The 17,265-nt window shown below is 62.5% G+C and carries 15 protein-coding genes; 14 read left to right on the top strand and 1 reads right to left on the bottom strand.

Translation table 11 applies throughout. From position 1 onward, the window contains the following. The 8 genes from prmA (at position 1) to KIG99_RS08920 (ending at position 9,889) form a co-directional block, all read left to right on the top strand. A complete protein-coding gene (prmA, locus tag KIG99_RS08955; protein WP_226459850.1) occupies positions 1–891 on the top strand; it encodes a 50S ribosomal protein L11 methyltransferase in 891 nt (296 codons plus the stop codon). Beyond that, a complete protein-coding gene (locus KIG99_RS08950) occupies positions 891–1,964 on the top strand; it encodes a DUF3426 domain-containing protein (protein ID WP_226459849.1) in 1,074 nt (357 codons plus the stop codon). Before prmA ends, KIG99_RS08950 begins: the two co-directional genes overlap by 1 nt. A gap of 9 nt (positions 1,965–1,973) precedes the next feature. Continuing rightward, entirely contained in the window at positions 1,974–2,909 is a 936-nt protein-coding gene (locus KIG99_RS08945; RefSeq protein WP_226459848.1) for a carbohydrate kinase family protein, read from the top strand. 95 nt (positions 2,910–3,004) lie between these two features. Beyond that, positions 3,005–3,763: a GNAT family N-acetyltransferase gene (locus KIG99_RS08940; protein WP_226441560.1), complete on the top strand. Its 759-nt coding sequence runs from the start codon at positions 3,005–3,007 to the stop codon at positions 3,761–3,763. Between the two features lie 92 nt (positions 3,764–3,855). After that, complete coding sequence (locus KIG99_RS08935; protein WP_226459847.1) at positions 3,856–4,584, top strand: lysophospholipid acyltransferase family protein; 729 nt, start codon at positions 3,856–3,858, stop codon at positions 4,582–4,584. Between the two features lie 124 nt (positions 4,585–4,708). Continuing rightward, positions 4,709–5,539 carry a symmetrical bis(5'-nucleosyl)-tetraphosphatase gene (locus KIG99_RS08930; RefSeq protein ID WP_226459846.1) on the top strand — a complete coding sequence of 277 codons (831 nt, stop codon included), beginning with the start codon at positions 4,709–4,711 and terminating at the stop codon, positions 5,537–5,539. A gap of 99 nt (positions 5,540–5,638) precedes the next feature. Continuing rightward, complete coding sequence (locus KIG99_RS08925) at positions 5,639–6,799, top strand: efflux RND transporter periplasmic adaptor subunit (protein WP_226459845.1); 1,161 nt, start codon at positions 5,639–5,641, stop codon at positions 6,797–6,799. Between the two features lie 12 nt (positions 6,800–6,811). Then, entirely contained in the window at positions 6,812–9,889 is a 3,078-nt protein-coding gene (locus tag KIG99_RS08920) for an efflux RND transporter permease subunit (protein WP_226459844.1), read from the top strand. Between the two features lie 11 nt (positions 9,890–9,900). Here the strand turns inward: KIG99_RS08920 and KIG99_RS08915 are convergent, their stop codons facing one another. Continuing rightward, a complete protein-coding gene (locus KIG99_RS08915; protein ID WP_226459843.1) occupies positions 9,901–10,521 on the bottom strand; it encodes a response regulator transcription factor in 621 nt (206 codons plus the stop codon). Between the two features lie 225 nt (positions 10,522–10,746). Between KIG99_RS08915 and KIG99_RS08910 the strand changes: the two genes are divergently transcribed. The 6 genes from KIG99_RS08910 to KIG99_RS08885 all read left to right on the top strand — a co-directional run bounded on the left by KIG99_RS08910 (position 10,747) and on the right by KIG99_RS08885 (position 17,265). After that, on the top strand, positions 10,747–11,409 hold the full coding sequence (locus KIG99_RS08910; RefSeq protein ID WP_226459842.1) for an energy transducer TonB: 663 nt from the start codon (positions 10,747–10,749) through the stop codon (positions 11,407–11,409). A 15-nt stretch (positions 11,410–11,424) separates the two neighbouring features. Then, positions 11,425–12,111, top strand: a complete 687-nt coding sequence (locus KIG99_RS08905) for a MotA/TolQ/ExbB proton channel family protein (RefSeq protein WP_226441553.1) — start codon at positions 11,425–11,427, stop codon at positions 12,109–12,111. 9 nt (positions 12,112–12,120) lie between these two features. After that, the gene (locus KIG99_RS08900; protein WP_226441552.1) at positions 12,121–12,534 is read left to right on the top strand and encodes an ExbD/TolR family protein; all 414 of its coding nucleotides are present in this window, start codon (positions 12,121–12,123) and stop codon (positions 12,532–12,534) included. Between the two features lie 50 nt (positions 12,535–12,584). Further along, a complete protein-coding gene (locus tag KIG99_RS08895; RefSeq protein WP_226459841.1) occupies positions 12,585–14,897 on the top strand; it encodes a TonB-dependent receptor in 2,313 nt (770 codons plus the stop codon). Between the two features lie 62 nt (positions 14,898–14,959). Beyond that, positions 14,960–16,228, top strand: coding sequence for a PepSY-associated TM helix domain-containing protein (locus KIG99_RS08890; RefSeq protein ID WP_319002368.1), 1,269 nt, complete (start codon positions 14,960–14,962; stop codon positions 16,226–16,228). 32 nt (positions 16,229–16,260) lie between these two features. Continuing rightward, entirely contained in the window at positions 16,261–17,265 is a 1,005-nt protein-coding gene (locus KIG99_RS08885) for a hypothetical protein (protein ID WP_226459839.1), read from the top strand.

Below are 17,265 nucleotides of genomic sequence, written 5' to 3'. Positions count from 1 at the left end.
ATGAGTTGGCAAAGTGTCAGTTTCCTGACCGACGCCTCGCGCGCCGAACCGCTCTGTGACGCCCTGCTCGAAGCCGGCGCGCTGGCGGCCAGCATCGAGGATGCCGACGCCGGCACGCCGGACGAGCAGCCGCAGTTCGGCGAGCCGGGCTCGGTCAACTCGCCGGGCTGGGCGCATTCGCGCGTCGTTGCCTTGCTCGAGGCCGATGCCGATGCGCACGCGCTGCTTGCTGCAGCCGGTGCCGCGATCGGTCTGGACGAGGTGCCCGCGTTTTCCATTGAAACGGTCGAAGAGCAGAACTGGGTGCAGCTGACCCAGTCGCAGTTTGACCCGATCCGCGTTTCCGAGCGTCTGTGGATCGTGCCGTCCTGGCACGAATCGCCCGATCCGGCAGCGGTCAACCTGATTCTCGACCCGGGAATGGCTTTCGGCACCGGTTCGCATCCGACCACCCGGCTTTGCCTGGAGTGGCTGGAGCGTACGGTCAGTGCCGATTGCACCGTGCTCGACTATGGCTGCGGTTCCGGCATTCTGGCCATTGCTGCGGCACGTCTTGGTGCCGGCCGTGTGGCGGGTGTCGACATCGATCTGCAGGCGGTCGAGGCGGCCAAGGCCAATGCCGAGCGTAACGGCGTCACCGCCCTGTTCGCCGATTCGGCTCAGCCGGTGGCTGGCGAGTACGATCTGGTCGTTGCCAATATCCTGTCCAATCCGTTGCGCGTACTGGCCCCGGCCATCTGTGCGCACGTCCGCTCTGGCGGTCGCCTGGCCCTGTCCGGCATCCTGCGCGAGCAGGCCGAGGAAATCATCGGCATCTACGCCCAGTGGCTGCCGATGCAGGTCGCCGATACGCGTGAGGACTGGGTCTGCCTGAGTGGGGTCAAGCCCTGATGCGAACACGCTGCCCGGCTTGCAGCACGGTTTTCCGTGTTACCTCCGAGCAGTTGCGCCTCAAGGCGGGAAAGGTCCGTTGCGGACATTGCCAGACCCTGTTCAATGCCTTTGACCAGTTGATTACCGAAACGGCGCAGGTTGAAGCAACGCCAGTGCCGGTTTCGGAAGTTCCTCCGGTGCTTGTTGGTAGCGAAATTCCGGAAAATCCTGCCGCGTTCGCCGAAGTAGAAGACAGAGTCCTGCCGGAACCGGAACCGGAACCGGAACCGGAACCGGAACCGGAACCGGAACCGGAACCGGAACCGGAACCGGAACCGGAACCGGAACCGGAACCTGAGCCTGAGCCTGAGCCTGAGCCTGAGCCTGAGCCTGAGCCGCCGGCCGCAGCGGTGGCCGAGCCAGCGGTCGACCTGCCGGAAGAGCCCGATTTGCCACCGGTCGAGCGTCTCGATGCAGAACTCGCCGAGTCGCCCGAAGAGAGCACGCTGGCTGCCCGCGAGGCGGGTCTGGTTGCCATACGCGAGCTCACCGACAGTCAAAGCCACAACCGCTGGGCCGCCGGTACGCTGGCCAGCAGCGGTCTGGGGGCTTTCGACAGCGGCCACGCCCGACCGGCCGTCTGGCCGTTCGCGCTGGTTTCCAGCCTGCTCTTGCTGACCTTGCTGGCGCAACTGCTGTTCCACTTCCGGACCGATGTCGTGCGTCGTCTGCCGGATGCTGCCGCGCTCTACGAGCTGCTGGAGGTCGACGTGCCCTTGTCGCGCAATGTCGAACTGGTCACGATCGAAGCCTCCGATCTGCAGGCTGACAACCAGCGCGGCATGTTCGTGTTGCAGGCGACGCTGCGCAATCGCGCCACCTATGCGCAGGACTGGCCAGCCCTTGAACTGACCCTGACTGATACCCACGACACCGTCGTTTCGCGGCGCGTGTTGGCGGCGGTCGACTATTTGCCGCCGGCTGTTTCGCCGGCCGCGTTCCCGGCCAATGGCGAAACCGCCGTTCGCTTATGGATCGAGGCCCACGACATCGGTGCCGCCGGTTACCGGCTTTACGTCTTTTACCCCTGAGAATTCTCGATGACTACCCTGATCTGCGGCTCGCTGGCTTTCGACAACATCATGGTCTTTCCCGACCGTTTCAAGAATCACATCCTGCCCGAGCAGATTCACATCCTGAACGTCGCTTTCCTGGTGCCCGAGCTGCGCCGCGAATACGGCGGCTGTGCCGGCAACATCGCCTACAACCTGATGCTGCTCGGCGGCGAGCCGATGATCATGGCCACGGTTGGCGACGATGCGCCGCCTTATCTGGCCCGTCTCGACCAGCTCGGCCTGCCGCGCACGCATATCCGCCAGGTGCCGGGCACCTTCACGGCACAGGCCTTCATCACCACCGATCTCGACGACAACCAGATCACCGCCTTCCATCCGGGCGCGATGACTTTCTCGCACCTCAACAAGGTCGAGCAGGTCAAGGGCGCCAAACTGGGCATCGTCGCACCGGATGGCCGCGAAGGCATGATGCAGCACGCGCGCGACTTCGCTGCGGCCGGCGTGCCGTTCATCTTCGATCCGGGTCAGGGTCTGCCGATGTTCAACGGCGATGAACTGCTCGATTTCCTGCAGCTCGCCGACTACGCCTGCTTCAACGACTACGAAGCCAAACTGGCCTGCGACCGCACCGGGCGCAGCCTGGAACAGCTCGCCAAGGAAGTGAAGGCGCTGATTGTCACCCGCGGTGGCGAAGGTTCCGAGATCTACGCCGATGGCCAGCGCATCGAAATTCCCTGCGTCGAAGCCGAGCAGGTGCTCGATCCGACCGGCTGCGGCGATGCCTACCGCTCCGGCCTGCTCTACGGCATCGTCAATGGCTACGACTGGCTGACGACCGGCCGTCTGGCGGCGGTGATGGGCGCGATCAAGATCGCGCATCGTGGCGGCCAGAATCACCAGCCGAGCCGTGAGGAAATCGGCGCGCGTTACCAGCGCGCTTTCGGTTCCCTGCCCTGGTAAGAGGCATTCGCTTGAAACATACGCGTCATCTTCGGGCAACGCGTATGTAACAACGCTCATCCAGACTTGTTCTCCAGACAAACAAGGAGAACAAAATGGAAAATATCCGCAAGGAAGCGGGTCGCGATCGTCCCAAACGCCATCAGCTCGCGGTCGGTTTTGCGCGCAGCCCGAGTGACATTCTCGAAGCGCAGCGCCTGCGCTACCGCGTCTTCGCCGGCGAGATGGGTGCCAACCTGCCGAGCCGCACGCCCGGCGTCGATCACGACATCTACGACCCGTACTGCGAGCATCTGGTGGTGCGCGACACGCAAAGCGGCGAAGTGGTCGGTACCTATCGCATCCTGTCGCCGGAAAACGCGCGCCAGATCGGCTACTACTCGGAAAACGAATTCGACCTGACCCGCCTGCAGCACCTGCGGCCGCGCCTGGTCGAGATCGGTCGCTCCTGCGTGCATCCCGATTACCGCACCGGCGCGACGATTACCCTGCTCTGGTCCGGCCTCGCCCAGTACATGACCGAGAAAGGCTACGACTATCTGACCGGCTGCGCCTCGATCAGCATGGCTGACGGCGGGCATGCTGCTGCCAGCTTGTATAATCGCCTGTCCGAATATCTGGGACCGCAGGAATACCGCGTCTTCCCGCGCTGCCCGCTGCCGCTGGCCGCCCTACAGCAGGACCGGCCGGCCGAAACGCCGCCGCTGATCAAGGGGTACCTGCGTGCTGGCGCGTGGATTTGCGGCGAACCGGCATGGGATCCCGATTTCAACACGGCCGACCTGCCCATCCTGTTGCCGATGGCCAAGGTTTCCAATCGTTACGCCAAGCATTACCTGGGGCAAGCAGACTGAACCAAACCAACTTTCCGATCCGCTGTTTCCGGATCCTTCGCCTGACGCTGCTGGTCATTGCCGGCGTACTGATCAGTTTCGCGATTTTCCCCTTGTGCACCGAGGCGGCGCGTCTGCGCCTGAAGTCGAGCTGGGCGATTGCCCTGCTCGACAGCCTCGGCATCGAGGTCGAGGCCGATCTGACGCATGTCGCGCCCGGCGCGCTGGTCGTTGCCAACCATATCTCGTGGATCGACATTTACGTCATCAATGCGGCGCTGCCCTCGGCCTTCGTCTCCAAGGCGGAAGTGCGCAACTGGCCGCTGATCGGCTGGCTGGCCGCGAAGAACGACACCATCTTCCTGCGTCGCGGCAGTCGCGGGCATGCCCGCATCGTCAACGAGGAAATTGCCGCGCTGCTCGGACGCGGCCGGCATGTCGCCGTCTTCCCTGAAGGCACGACGACGGACGGGCGCAGCCTGCTGCATTTCCACGCGGCGCTGCTGCAACCGGCGCTGAGTGCCGGGCGGCCGGTGCTGCCGGTGGCGCTTTCCTACTGGGAGCTGGACGGTGAGCGCAGCCTGGCGCCGCGCTACGACGGCGATATTTCGCTCGGTCAGTGCACGCGGGCGATTCTCGGCCGGCGCCGGCTGATTGCCCGTCTGGTGACGACACCGCTGCGCGGCCTGCACGGCGAAGACCGCCGCCAGGTCGCGGCAGAAGCACGCGAAGCGATTGCCTTGGGCGCGCGTTTGCCGCTGGTCGAGGCGCCCTCCGCCGATTTGCCGGTCAGCGCGTCAGCCGCCAGCCAGCCGCTCACCAGTTCTGCAGATTCGGCCTGATTTCAGCGGTCGACCGCTGCGCAAAGCAGATTTCGCCTATCTCCTTATTTGGGAGAAAATCAGGCCTTCGCCAGCCGGCATTGATCAGACCGGCCCGGCGCTTATTTTTGCGGATTGGTGAGGCATGGCTACTTACGCCATAGGCGACATTCAGGGGTGTTTCGATTCACTGCAGCAATTGCTTGCCAAGTGCGCCTTCGATCCGGTGCATGATCGCCTGTGGCTGGTCGGCGACCTGGTCAATCGCGGTCCGCGTTCGCTCGAGACGCTGCGCTTCGTCAAGAGCCTGGGCAAGGCGGCGCTGACCGTGCTCGGCAACCATGATCTCTACCTGCTGATGGTCGCCGAAGGCGGCGCCAAGGCGCGCGGCAAGGACGACACGCTGCAGCCCATTCTCGATGCCCCGGATTGTGCCGAACTGCTCGACTGGCTGCGGCAGCAGCCGCTCTGTCATGTCGAGGACGATTACTGCATGGTGCATGCCGGCCTGCTGCCGCAATGGAGCATCAAGAAGGCGCGCAAGCTGGCGCGCGAGGTTGAGGCGGCGCTGCAAGGCGAGCAATACCGCGAATTCATTGCCAACATGTGGGGCAGCCAACCCGATCGCTGGTCCGACGATCTCGAAGGCTGGCCGCGTCTGCGCGCCGTGGTCAATGCGATGACCCGGATGCGCTTCTGCAGCGCCGACGGTGTCATGGATTTCAAGGTCAAGGGCGAACTGGCGCGGGCGCCGGCCGGCTACATGCCGTGGTTCGAAGTGCCCGGGCGCAAGAGCGCCAAGTCGGTGCTGGTCACCGGGCACTGGTCGGCGCTCGGTTTCCGCCTTTCCGACAACATGCTGGCGCTCGATTCCGGCTGCCTGTGGGGCGGTCATCTGACCGCGGTGCGCCTCGAGGACCGCCAGGTCTTCCAGATCGATTGCGCCGCTGGCGAATCGGTGGTTCTCGTCAAGTAAGCCGCAGTCGGGGCTGGTCACTGCGTGACGAGCCGACATGTCTGGCAGATTTGTCGTTACCATCCGCTTTAATCAATTATTCAGCCCGCAGAATAAAACATGAAAAAGAAGAACTTGCCCGTCATGGTCGCCGTTGCGGCCCTCGCAACCGGCGCAGCCTGGTGGTACTGGAGCAATTCGACGGGGGGCGCGGCCGTTGCCAAGGTGTCGCCACCGGTACCGGTGGTACTGGCCAAAGCCGTCGCCCAGGACATGCCGGTCGTCCTGAGCGCGGTGGGACGAGCCGAGGCTTACGAGACGGTGACGGTCAAGTCGCGCGTCGATGGTCAGGTTGCCAGCCTGCAATTCACCGAAGGCCAGCATGTGCGCCAGGGCGAGGAGCTGATCCGCCTCGATGGCAATGATTTCGGCCTCCGCCTGCAGCAGGCCGAGGCGGCGCTGGCGCGCGACGATGCGCAACTGGCCAAGGCCAAGGCCGATACCGAGCGCTATGTCGCGCTGCGCGCCCGCAACTTCGTGTCCGAGGAAAAGGTCAATGAAATGCGCAGCAACGAGGCCGCGCTGACCGCCACCCGCCGCGCCGACCAGGCCGCGCTGGAACTGGCCCGCTCGCAGCTTTCCTACACCAGCATCCGCGCGCCGTTTGCCGGCGTGGTCGGCGCCAAGTTGGTGTTCCCCGGTGGCACGGTCAAGGCCAACGACACCGGGCTGGCCGTGATCAATCGCGTGCAGCCGCTCTATGTCGGCTTCGCGCTGCCGGAGAAATATCTGCCGCGTCTGCGCGCCGCGCAAGCCAAGGCCGACAAGGCGGGGCTGACGGTCAGCGTCAATCTGCCCGGCGAGCGGCAGACGACTTTCACCGGCAAGGTCCGCTTTGTCGACAATACGGTCGACGCCGCCACCGGCACGATTTTGCTCAAGGCCCTGTTCGAGAACCGCGACGAGGCCCTGATGCCCGGCCAGTTCCTCAACCTGACGCTGAATCTCGATACGCTGGATAACGTCGTTGCGGTGCCCAGCGAGGCGATCCAGCAGGGGCCGGATGGCGCCTTCGTCTATGTTGTCGAGGCAGAAGACAAGGTGGCCGTGCGCAAGATCGAGGTCGGTGCCAGTCATGCCGGTGCGACGGCCGTGCTCAAGGGGGTTGCCGCCGATGAAACGGTGGTCGTCGATGGCCAGCTGCGCCTGACGCCGGGCGCCAAAGTGGTGGCGAAGAAAGCGGCCGCGACACCGGCGGCAACTGTCGCGCCGGCCAAATAAGCGGAGCCGCGCATGCAACTGCCTGAACTGTGTATCCGCCGGCCGGTGATGACGACGCTGCTGGTGGCGGCGGCGGTCATCTTTGGCGTCATTGCCTACCGCGCGCTGCCGGTATCCGAACTGCCCAGCGTCGATTTTCCGACCATTTCGGTCAGTGCCAGCCTGCCCGGTGCCGCGCCGGAAACCATGGCGGCCGCGGTGGCAACGCCGCTCGAAGGGCAGTTCTCGACGATTGCCGGGCTCGATTCGATGACCTCGACCAGTGCCCAGGGCTCGACCTCGATCACCTTGCAGTTCTCGCTCGAACGCAATATCGATGCGGCGGCGCAGGACGTGCAGTCGGCGATTTCCGCAGCCTTGCGCAAGCTGCCGCCCAACATGCCGACGCCGCCGTCCTTCCGCAAGGTCAATCCGGCCGATTCGCCGGTCTTCTACATCGCATTGTCGTCGCCGACGCTGCCGCTGCCGGTGGTCGACGAATACGCCCAGACGCAGCTTGCGCAGCGCCTGTCCACGGTGCCCGGCGTGGCGCAGGTGCAGGTGTACGGCGCCCAGAAGTTCGCCGTCCGCATCCGCGCCAACCCGGATCAGCTGGCGGCGCGCGGCATGGGCATCGACGAGTTGCAGCAGGCGATCAGCCAGGCCAACGTCAACCAGCCGGTCGGCATTTTCGACGGCATCCGCCAGACCTTCGCGATCAAGGACAACGGCCAGCTCGCCAATGCCGCCGCCTATCGGCCGCTGATCGTTGCCTGGCGCAACGGTGCGCCGATCCGCCTGGAAGAAGTCGCCACACCGGTCGACGCCGTCGAGAACAACAAAATCGCCAGCTGGAACGTGGACAAGCGCGCCATCGTGCTCGCCATCCAGCGCCAGCCGGGCAGCAACACCATCGAGACGGTCGATTCGATCAAGAAGATCCTGCCCGGCTTCCAGGCCAAACTGCCGGCGGCGATCGAGATGACGACGCTGTACGACCGCAGCATCTCGATCCGCGAAGCCATCGACGACGTGCAGTTCACGCTGCTGCTGGCCGGTGCACTGGTCATCCTGGTTATCCTGCTCTTCCTGCGCAACCTGTCGGCGACGGTGATTCCCGGCCTGGCGCTGCCGATTTCGGTGATCGGCACCTTCGCCGTGATGTACGCGCTCGGCTACAGCCTCGACAACCTGTCGCTGCTCGCGCTGACGCTGGCGGTCGGTTTCGTCGTCGACGACGCGATCGTCATGCTCGAGAACATCGTGCGCCACATGGAAGCGGGCGAAACGCCGTTCGAAGCGGCGATCAAGGGGGCGCGCGAGATCGGCTTCACGATCATCTCGATGACTATTTCGCTGATCGCGGTGTTCATCCCGGTGCTCTTCATGAGCGGCATCGTCGGTCGCCTGCTGCACGAGTTCGCGGTCACCATCTGCGCCGCCATCCTGGTGTCCGGCTTCGTCTCGCTGACCCTGACGCCGATGCTGTGCAGCCGCTATCTCAAGCACATCGAGGCCGAGCAGCATGGCCGCGTTTTCAATGCTTTCGAGCGTTTCTTCGAGGCGATGAAGAATGCCTACGAGCGCAGCCTGTCCTGGGCAATGGCGCGGCCGCGCCTGATCCTGGCCAGTTTCTTCCTCAGCCTGGCGTTGACCGTGCTGGCTTTCGTTTCGGTGCCCAAGGACTTCATCCCGAGCGGCGACAGCGGCCAGTTGATCGCCTTCACCGAAGGCGCGCAGGATGCCTCCTTCGCGTCCATGGTCGAGCACCAGCGGGCGGCCGCGGCAATCGTCGCGCAGGACCCGAACATCCGTTCCTTCATGTCCTCGGTCGGCAGCGGCGGCATCCGGCCGACCTCGAACACCGGCAGCATCTTCATGCTGCTCAAGCCGCGCGACGAGCGCGAGCTGACGCCGGACCAGATCATTCAGGAGCTGCGCCCCAAGCTCGCCGCGATTCCCGGCCTCAAGGTGTATATGCAGAATCCGCCGGTGATCCGCATCGGCGGCCAACTGACCGCGGCGCAGTACCAATACACGCTGCAGGACACCGATCTTGACGAACTTTACGAGTGGACCGGCAAGCTGCTCGGCGAAATCCGCAAGCTGCCCGGTTTTGTCGATGTCACCAGCAATCTCAACAACCAGAGCCCGGTCGTTGCGCTCGACATCGACCGCGACAAGCTGTCCTCACTTGGCCTGACCTATGCCCAGGTCGAGGATGCGCTGCAGAGCGCCTTCAGCTCGCGCCAGATCTCGACCATCTACGGTGCCGCCAACCAGTACCAGGTGATTCTCGAGGTGGCGCCCGAATTCCAGGCCGAGCCGGCGATGCTGTCGCGGCTCTATGTGCGGGCCAGCGGCGGCAAGCTGATCCCGCTCGACACGGTGGCGCGGATCAGCCGCAAGACGCAGGCGCTGACCGTCAATCACCAGGGTCAGCTGCCCTCGGTGACGATTTCCTTCAACCTCCTGCCCGGCGTTTCGCTCGGCGATGCGGTCGACCGCATCAAGGGCATGGAAAGCCGGATCAGCCTGCCGGTGGCGCTCAATACCAGCCTGCAGGGCACGGCGCAGGCCTTCCAGTCATCGCTGAAGGGTCTCGGCGTGCTGCTGCTGATCGCCATCCTGGTCGTCTATATCGTGCTCGGCATTCTCTACGAGAGCTTCATCCACCCGCTGACCATTCTTTCCGGCCTGCCGGCGGCCGGTCTCGGCGCGCTGGTGACGCTGCTGCTGTTTGGCGTCGATCTCAGTCTCTACGCCTTCGTCGGCGTCATCATGCTGATCGGCATCGTCAAGAAAAATGCCATCATGATGATCGACTTCGCGCTCGACCAGCAGCGCAACAAGCTGGTCGCCGCGCGCGAAGCGATTTACAGCGCCTGCATCATCCGCTTCCGGCCGATCATGATGACGACCATGGCGGCGCTCGCCGGCACGCTGCCGATCGCGCTCGGCATCGGCGCCGGTGCCGAAGTGCGCCGGCCGCTCGGTCTGGCCGTGGTCGGCGGCCTGCTGCTGTCGCAGTTCCTGACGCTTTACCTGACGCCGGTGGTCTATCTGTATCTCGACCGCTTCGTGCCGAAGGCGGCGCCGATCGAGGAATAAGCTGGTCCGGCTCAGGCCGGGCCGGGCGTCTGCCCGGTACAGCCGCTGCGCCGGACATCCCGGGCGCCGGCTTTGTTGCCGCGGCTGGCCGGCTGGAATTTCGACAGCTTGCGCTGCAGGGTGCGCCGGTGCATTTTCAGGATTTCGGCCGTGCGACTGATGTTGCCGTCGTTCTCGGCCAGCACCTGGCTGATGTGCGCTCTTTCCAGCGCTTCGAGCGGCATGCGCTCGCTGCTCGGCACGGCCCGGGCGGCAAGATCGCGTTTGAAGAGTGCGGCGAGGATGGCGCTCGCCTCGACCGGTTTGACCAGATAATCGACAGCGCCCTGCTTGATGCAATTGACGGCAACCGGCAGGTTGCCGCAGCCGCTCAGCACGACGATGCGGCAGGCGGGCAGGGCGGCGCGCAGCGGTGCAATCAGGTTGATCCCCAGGTCGTCGCCGAGGTTAAGGTCGAGCAGCACGAAATCCGGCTGCTGTTCTTCGGCCAGGCGTAGCACGGCAGCGTAGTGGCCGGTGTCGCTTACTGTCAGGCCATGTCGCTGCAAGGCGCGCACCAGACTGCGGCGGAAGACGTTGTCATCGTCGATGACCAGCACGCGGCCCGCCGGCAAACCCGTTCCCTGTGTCATTTTGCCTCGTCCGGGATGGAAAAGCGCGGACCATAACAGCCTGAAAAACAAGGGGAAAGTGGCAAATTGTCGCACCCGTCCTGCGACAATTTGCCACTTTCGGCTTATGTAACGAATGGTAACAATGCGCCCCGCGGCAAATTGCCGCCCGTGCCGGTCGACGCGCAAAAAACACAAGAAATGCCCGCCGGTGCGATCTCCGAATTTCAGGGAAGGGGTTACGGCGTGTCCTTGTTTTTTCCGCGCAGCTACGGCAATCCATCCGGTCGCGAGCATGCCGCCGGCGGTATCGGTTCGGCCCTGCTCGTGCATGGCCTGCTGGTGGCCCTCGTCGTTTTGGGCATCGGTCACGCCGATAGCGTGATCGAGGTGGCACGGCCGCTCGCCGTGCGCATGGTCGAGGCGGTTCGGCCGGAAGAAAAGAAAGTGCTGCCGCCGCCACCCAAGGTCGTGCCGCGCCAGCCGCAGAAAACCCAGCCCGTGCCGATTCTTGCCAGCAAGACGGAAAGCGCCACGAGCGATTTCATCGTGCCGGTCCAGCCGCCCGTTCCCGCTGCTCTGCCCGCGCCGGCTCCGGCGCCGGTCGCGGTTGCCGCGGCCGAGCCGCTGGTCGAGGCCCGTTTCGACGCCGATTACCTGTCCAACCCGAAGCCGCCCTATCCGCGCGCTTCACGCCAGCTTGCCGAAACCGGCACCGTCTATCTGCGCGTCCATGTCGGCCCCGAGGGCCAGGCGCTCAAGGTCGAGCTCAAGCGCAGCAGCGGCTTTCCCCGGCTCGACCAGTCGGCGCTCGATACCGTCGCCCAGTGGCGCTTCGTGCCGGCCAAACGCGGCACTGTCCAGGTTGCTTCCTGGGTAGTCGTGCCGATTGTTTTTTCCCTTTCTTAAGATCAGGAGTCATTCATGGGCATCATGCATTTCTGGAACCAGGGCGATATCGTCACCCATTCCATCGCGGTCGTGCTGGCCATTCTTTCGCTGCTCAGCTGGGCGATCATCGGCAGCCGCTTCTTTGCCCAGTTGAAGCTCAACCGCAGTATCGACCAGGCTTTCGACGCCTTCTGGGGCGCCGCCGATCTCGAGCGCGGCCTGGCCGCCATCCGGGAGAAGGATACGACCGGCATCTTTGCCGGCATGGCCGATACCGCAGCGCATGTCGCAAAAATGCACGCGCAGCAGAAGGAAGTGACGATAGGCGGCGGCATCTCGGTCAGCGAAGTGCTGACGCGCAGCCTGCGCAACTACATGGTGCATGCCCAGGCACGCTGCGAATCGGGCCTGACGCTGCTCGCCTCGGTCGGCTCGACGGCGCCGTTCATTGGCCTGTTCGGTACGGTATGGGGCATCTACCACGCGCTGGTCGGTCTCTCCGGCGCCACCCAGGTGGTGCTCGACAAGGTTGCAGGGCCGGTCGGCGAGGCGCTGATCATGACGGCCGCCGGCCTCTTCGTCGCGATTCCCGCCGTGCTCGCCTACAACGCGCTGAACCGCGCCAACCGCTTGTCGGCCGCCTACCTCGACGGCTTTGCACACGACCTGCACACCTTCCTGACCACCGGCTCGCGCTATGCGCTGGCCAAAGCGGCGTAAGGGGCGGCGATGTCTTTCGGTTCCTTCGGCGAAGGCCAGAACATGCCCATGGCCGACATCAACACGACACCGCTGGTCGACGTGATGCTCGTCCTGCTCGTCATCTTCATCATCACCGCACCGCTCTTTCACCAGGCGATCCCGGTCGACCTGCCGCAGGTCAGTTCGAGCAAGCTCGACGACAAGCCGCTCGTGATCCAGTTGGCGATCGATGCGCAAGGCATCGTTTTCCTCGACGGCGAGGCGGTGCACCGTGACGCACTCGATGCGCGCTTCGCCGGACTCACCGCCGGCAATCCCGAGTTGCACCTGCGCGCCGACCGCTCGACCCGCTACGAAGTCGTCGCCGACGTGATGGCAGCGGCGCAGCGCAACGGCCTGATGAAGATCGCTTTCGTGACGCAGCCGCAGGAAGCGCGCTGATTTTCGCTACTCCTTCTTATTTCATCCGATATTTCCGGAAATACCTTCTCATGAAAAATACGCACCTGCCTGACGTCTGCGCCCCTGCCTTCCGGCGGAAAATACTAGGCGCGCTGGTGGCCAGCGCTTTTGCCGGCACATTTGCACCAGCGTTTGCCGAAGAAGACAGCCAGCTTTCCCACGTTGTAGTCAGTGCTTCAAAGATTGAACAAGCGACAGCCGAAGCGCCGTCCAATGTTTCGGTGATTACCGCCAGCAAGATTGAAAACTCGAATGCAATTCGCCTCGGCGACGTGCTGACCGCCCAGGTTCCTGCTCTTTATCTGCGCGGAGGCGCGGTCGGCAATACGAGCCGCGATGCCGGATCGTCCATCATTTCGTTGCGCGGGGCCTACGGGGCAAGAACCAAGGTGGTGATCGACGGCGTGGCTAGCCTGGCCGATGCTAATTCGGGCAACCTGAATCTCTCCACGCTTGGCCTGGGGGATGTCGAGCGGATCGAAGTCGTGCCCGGCGTTTCCTCCTCGCTATATGGCAGCGATGCCATTGGTGGCGTGATCAACGTGATCACCAAGGCACCGACCAAACGCGAGATCAATGCCGGCTATACGCAGGGCTTTGGCGATGGCGAGCGGACCAGGTATGAGTTTGGCTATCGCGATCGTTTTGCAAGCGGCCTCGGAATTTCCTTGAGCTATTACCACCAGAAAATGGAAGGGTATGCCAAGAACGACTTTCTCACGGTCAAGCCTGGTGCTTGTGGCACCTGTACGACAGCGGTTTCCGGGTGGACGAAGACAGTCGATAACACGGGGGTGACGCAGTACATCATTGGTGACAAGGGAGCGGTTGCATCGACTGCCCAGAATTTCAATGCCACTCTGTTTTATGACATCTCGCCTGATAGCAAGGTTAAGGCGGGGTTTACTTACTATGACAGCACGATCGGTTATAGCCCGTACAACCTTTACCTGAAGAGCGCGGCGGGTGATGTCACGCTTCCAGCGACCAATCTGCAAATTGACGGAAAACGCATAGCCAGCCTGACGGAAGCCTCGCTTTCCCTGCCTGGCGAGAACTCTAAAGTCGATACGCGCTATTTTGCCGGCTACGAAGGCAAGATCTTCGGCGACTTTCTGCTCAAGTTTGATGTTTCCCGTTTTGACCGTGATGCCTTCTACCTGTCCAAGGGGACAACAGTCGCCAGCACCTATTCTGGTGGCCCGGGTACGGCAACGCACACGCCGAACATCACGAATGACGCGCAGCTTCAGTTGAGCTTTGCTGCCGGCAATGATCACTTCATCGTTACCGGGCTGGCCGTCAATACCGGGCAGCTCAATCGCCGGGTCTATACCGTTTCCGACTGGCGTAACGACGACAGCAAAACGGCAACGACGGATAGTGCTGATGGTTATACCCGGACCAATTCGATTTTTATCCAGGACCAATACAGCCTCACCTCCGCCGCTACCCTCTATCTCGGGGCGCGTTATGACGACTGGTCTACGCATGGAACGATCAAGAAGCCGGCGGGCATCAATCCGCTGGTCAATGTCGATGAGCACTCCTATTCAGCACTGAGCCCGCGTGTTGCCCTGGTCTACAAACTGATTGATGGAGTTACTCTGAAGTCTTCAATGGGCAATGCTTTCCGTGCTCCGACGCTGTATGACCTGTATGCCGCCGATACCGTTTCCGGCGCCAAACTGATTACTTCTGATTTCAATCTCAAGCCGGAAAAGGCCCAGGCTTGGGATCTGGGAACGGAAATAAACCTGAAAAATGGGGCAAACATCCGGATGGCGTATTTCCATACCAAGATCAGCGACATGATCTATTCGAAGGAAACCGCCTACACCGGGCCTTACACGGCATCCATTCCGGCTACGGTCACCATTCTCAGCCAGAAAACCAACGCTGCCGAAGGCCTGACCAAAGGGGTGGAGCTGAGTGGTGACATGCCGCTGACGCGCTGGCTGCGGGCCAGTGCCAGCTATACCTATACCGATGCGCGGATCACCAAGGACAACACCGGTACCGGCCTGCTCGACAAGCAATTGGTATTTGTTCCGAAGAACATGGCCAGCCTGGGGCTGGACGCCAAGTATCACCAGTGGTCGGGCAGCTGGCTGTCGCGCTATAGCGGTCTGACTTATTCCAATGCAACCAACAGCGACACCGAAAAGAACGTCTATGGCGGGGTGTCGAAGTATTGGGTATCCGACATGAAGCTCTCCTATCAAATCGACAGGAACTTCAAGGCCAGCTTCCTGGTGAACAACGTCTTCGACAAGAAGTACTACGAGTATTACCTGATGCCTGGACGCAACTTGGCACTGCAGGTCTCGGCCTCCTTCTGATCGCTCGGACAGGCGCTGGCCCCGGCCGCGCTCCTGTCCGACGTTCTTCCCGTTATCCCGACATGACGAGGCAAGCTATGTCTTCCCTGGCGCTGACCGGCAAGAGCCGGCAATTGATCACCAAGCTCCATCGCTGGAGCGGGCTTGCCCTGTTGGCCTTTCTTTTTGTGGCTGCGTTTACCGGCGCATTTGTTTCCTTTCGTTGGGAAATCGATACCTTTCTCAATCCTCAACTGTTCAAGGTCCAGCCGGCCGGCAAACCCTTACCACAGTTGGACCTGATCGGGCGCATTGAGGCGGCCTTTCCGGATGCTCTGGTCTCTACCCTGACTTATCCGAAAGCCCCTGATGACGCATTGCGGGTCTCCTTGAAATCGCGGATGGACGCGCATGTCGTGCACAAGCATGTGCCGGGCATGAAGTCGGCAGTCGCCTTCAATCAGGTATTTGTGAATCCGTATAGCGGTGAAATCCTCGGGCAGAGAAATACCTCCGATTTCACGGTCGACCGTATCAACTTCATCCCCTTCATGCTGCGTCTGCATTACTCCCTGTTTCTCGAAAAATGGGGTGTCTGGCTGATGGGAGGAAGTGCCCTGGTCTGGCTGCTGTCGAGCTTTCTCGGTCTGGCGCTGGCCTGGCCGCGACTCTGGCGGAACATCAAGGCGTGGCGGCCGCTGCTGGGCATTCGCTCCCGTCAGGGCGAATACAAATTCAATTATGACCTGCATCGTTCAGCCAGTTTGCTGACCTTGCCGGTGATGATCGTGGTTGCATTCAGCTCGGCCTATTTCAATTTGCCGGACCTGGTCAAACCGGTCATTGGCGTGTTTTCTCCGATTTCCAGCACGTCGACCGTAGCCAGTGTCGGGCAGGTCGGGTTGGACGACTCGATTTTGCCTCCCGAGCAGGCTGCCGCGGTGGCCCTGCAGGTTTTGCCGGAAGCCCAGGTCAGCTATGTCAATCGTGATTTCACCAAGGGGCTATACGCCGTACGCCTCAAGCTGCCGACGGATGTCGCGCCGATTGGCAACAACACGGTGTATGTCCGCATGCGCGATGGCGTGGTGAGTTCGACCCGCTTGGCAGCCAATCGCAGTGGTGCCGATACCTTTATTGCTTGGCAAATGCCTTTGCATTCCGGAGTGGCATTCGGCCTGGCCGGCCAGATCATCATCTGTCTCTGTTCATTGGCTCTGCTGGCCATGTGCGTGACCGGCTTCAACGTCTGGTTGCGCAAGCACCGTAGCGAAAAGGACCTGGCCATGCGGCGCCGGGCGCGCCAGACACCGGTATCTGAGCAACAGGCAGCGGCGCCGATCGAAGCGTGAATATCTTTCAAAACCAGGAAAGGGGTCTTCCCATGAAATCTCCGGTTCATTTTGTTGCGCTATTGCTTGCCGTCCGCTTGTTCGTTCCCGGCGCGGCCCAGGCGGCGCCCGAATTATTCTGGCTGACCGACAGCGTACCGAAAAAGGCACAGCCTGCGGCGGTACACGCGCATGGCAATACCGATGCCGTGATGAACGGCGAGGAGGCTGACACCATTCACAATGCGACCAAGCATCTCTGGTTCCGTGTGGGCGATCAGTTGGCCGATGCGGCCTACCTCGACGCGAAGGAATTCTCCGGCCAATTGCTTGTGCTCGATGCGCTCGGCATGCGCAGCACGGTCGATCAGGTACCGGCCAGCGGCCTGGCGCACAGCAAAATGGAGTTCAAGGAACTCGGCTTCAACAATGCTTACGCCCGTCGTGAGTTGTTGAGCGAGCAAACCCTGTGGGTCCAGACGGCCAAGGCGGAAGTGCTCAAGGGAAGCTGCTGTGAGCGGGAGGTGGCGCCCGAGCAACTCAAGGCGATCAGCGACCCGGATCAGCCACTTGAGCTGGTGCGCGAACACATGGACAAGGAGAAGCTGTTCACCCGTATCGTTTCGGGTGACACGCTGCAGTTCACCGTGCTTGGCCGAGGCCAGCCTTTGGCCGGAGTGCCGGTCACCATGCTGACGCAGCAAGGCTGGCAAAAGAAGGCCATCTCGAACGAACAGGGCGTCGTCGAATTTACGCTGATTCGCGATTACTTCCCGGCCTGGAACGATTTCCGCCGGCGCACCAAGGAAAGCTATGTCCTGGTCGCCGACCGCGAGGTGGCCGAGACCGGGATGTTCCAGGGCAATGCCTACAAGAAAGTCCATTATCAGACCACCTTGTCCGGCAAGTACGCGCCTTCTCCGCATGACTACAAGTCATATGCCTATGGCCTGGGCATCGCCGTTTTCGTTCTTGCTTTCGGCGGACTCGGTGTCTATCTCTATCGCCGGCGCCGGGTAAAGCCCTTCCAGGAAGTCCGCTTCAGTGAAGGGAGCTGA

This window comes from Quatrionicoccus australiensis (assembly GCF_020510425.1).
Taxonomy (GTDB): domain Bacteria; phylum Pseudomonadota; class Gammaproteobacteria; order Burkholderiales; family Rhodocyclaceae; genus Azonexus; species Azonexus australiensis_A.
This window is presented reverse-complemented; position numbering and strand designations above follow the sequence as displayed.

Coding starts and splice junctions, on each gene's coding strand:
- KIG99_RS08900 (WP_226441552.1), top strand. CDS start 12,121: ATGTCTTTCGGTTCCTTCGGCGAAGGCCAGAACATGCCCATGGCCGAC.
- prmA (WP_226459850.1), top strand. CDS start 1: ATGAGTTGGCAAAGTGTCAGTTTCCTGACCGACGCCTCGCGCGCCGAA.
- KIG99_RS08945 (WP_226459848.1), top strand. CDS start 1,974: ATGACTACCCTGATCTGCGGCTCGCTGGCTTTCGACAACATCATGGTC.
- KIG99_RS08930 (WP_226459846.1), top strand. CDS start 4,709: ATGGCTACTTACGCCATAGGCGACATTCAGGGGTGTTTCGATTCACTG.
- KIG99_RS08915 (WP_226459843.1), bottom strand. CDS start 10,521: ATGACACAGGGAACGGGTTTGCCGGCGGGCCGCGTGCTGGTCATCGAC.
- KIG99_RS08885 (WP_226459839.1), top strand. CDS start 16,261: ATGAAATCTCCGGTTCATTTTGTTGCGCTATTGCTTGCCGTCCGCTTG.
- KIG99_RS08920 (WP_226459844.1), top strand. CDS start 6,812: ATGCAACTGCCTGAACTGTGTATCCGCCGGCCGGTGATGACGACGCTG.
- KIG99_RS08905 (WP_226441553.1), top strand. CDS start 11,425: ATGGGCATCATGCATTTCTGGAACCAGGGCGATATCGTCACCCATTCC.
- KIG99_RS08890 (WP_319002368.1), top strand. CDS start 14,960: ATGACGAGGCAAGCTATGTCTTCCCTGGCGCTGACCGGCAAGAGCCGG.
- KIG99_RS08895 (WP_226459841.1), top strand. CDS start 12,585: ATGAAAAATACGCACCTGCCTGACGTCTGCGCCCCTGCCTTCCGGCGG.
- KIG99_RS08950 (WP_226459849.1), top strand. CDS start 891: ATGCGAACACGCTGCCCGGCTTGCAGCACGGTTTTCCGTGTTACCTCC.
- KIG99_RS08925 (WP_226459845.1), top strand. CDS start 5,639: ATGAAAAAGAAGAACTTGCCCGTCATGGTCGCCGTTGCGGCCCTCGCA.
- KIG99_RS08940 (WP_226441560.1), top strand. CDS start 3,005: ATGGAAAATATCCGCAAGGAAGCGGGTCGCGATCGTCCCAAACGCCAT.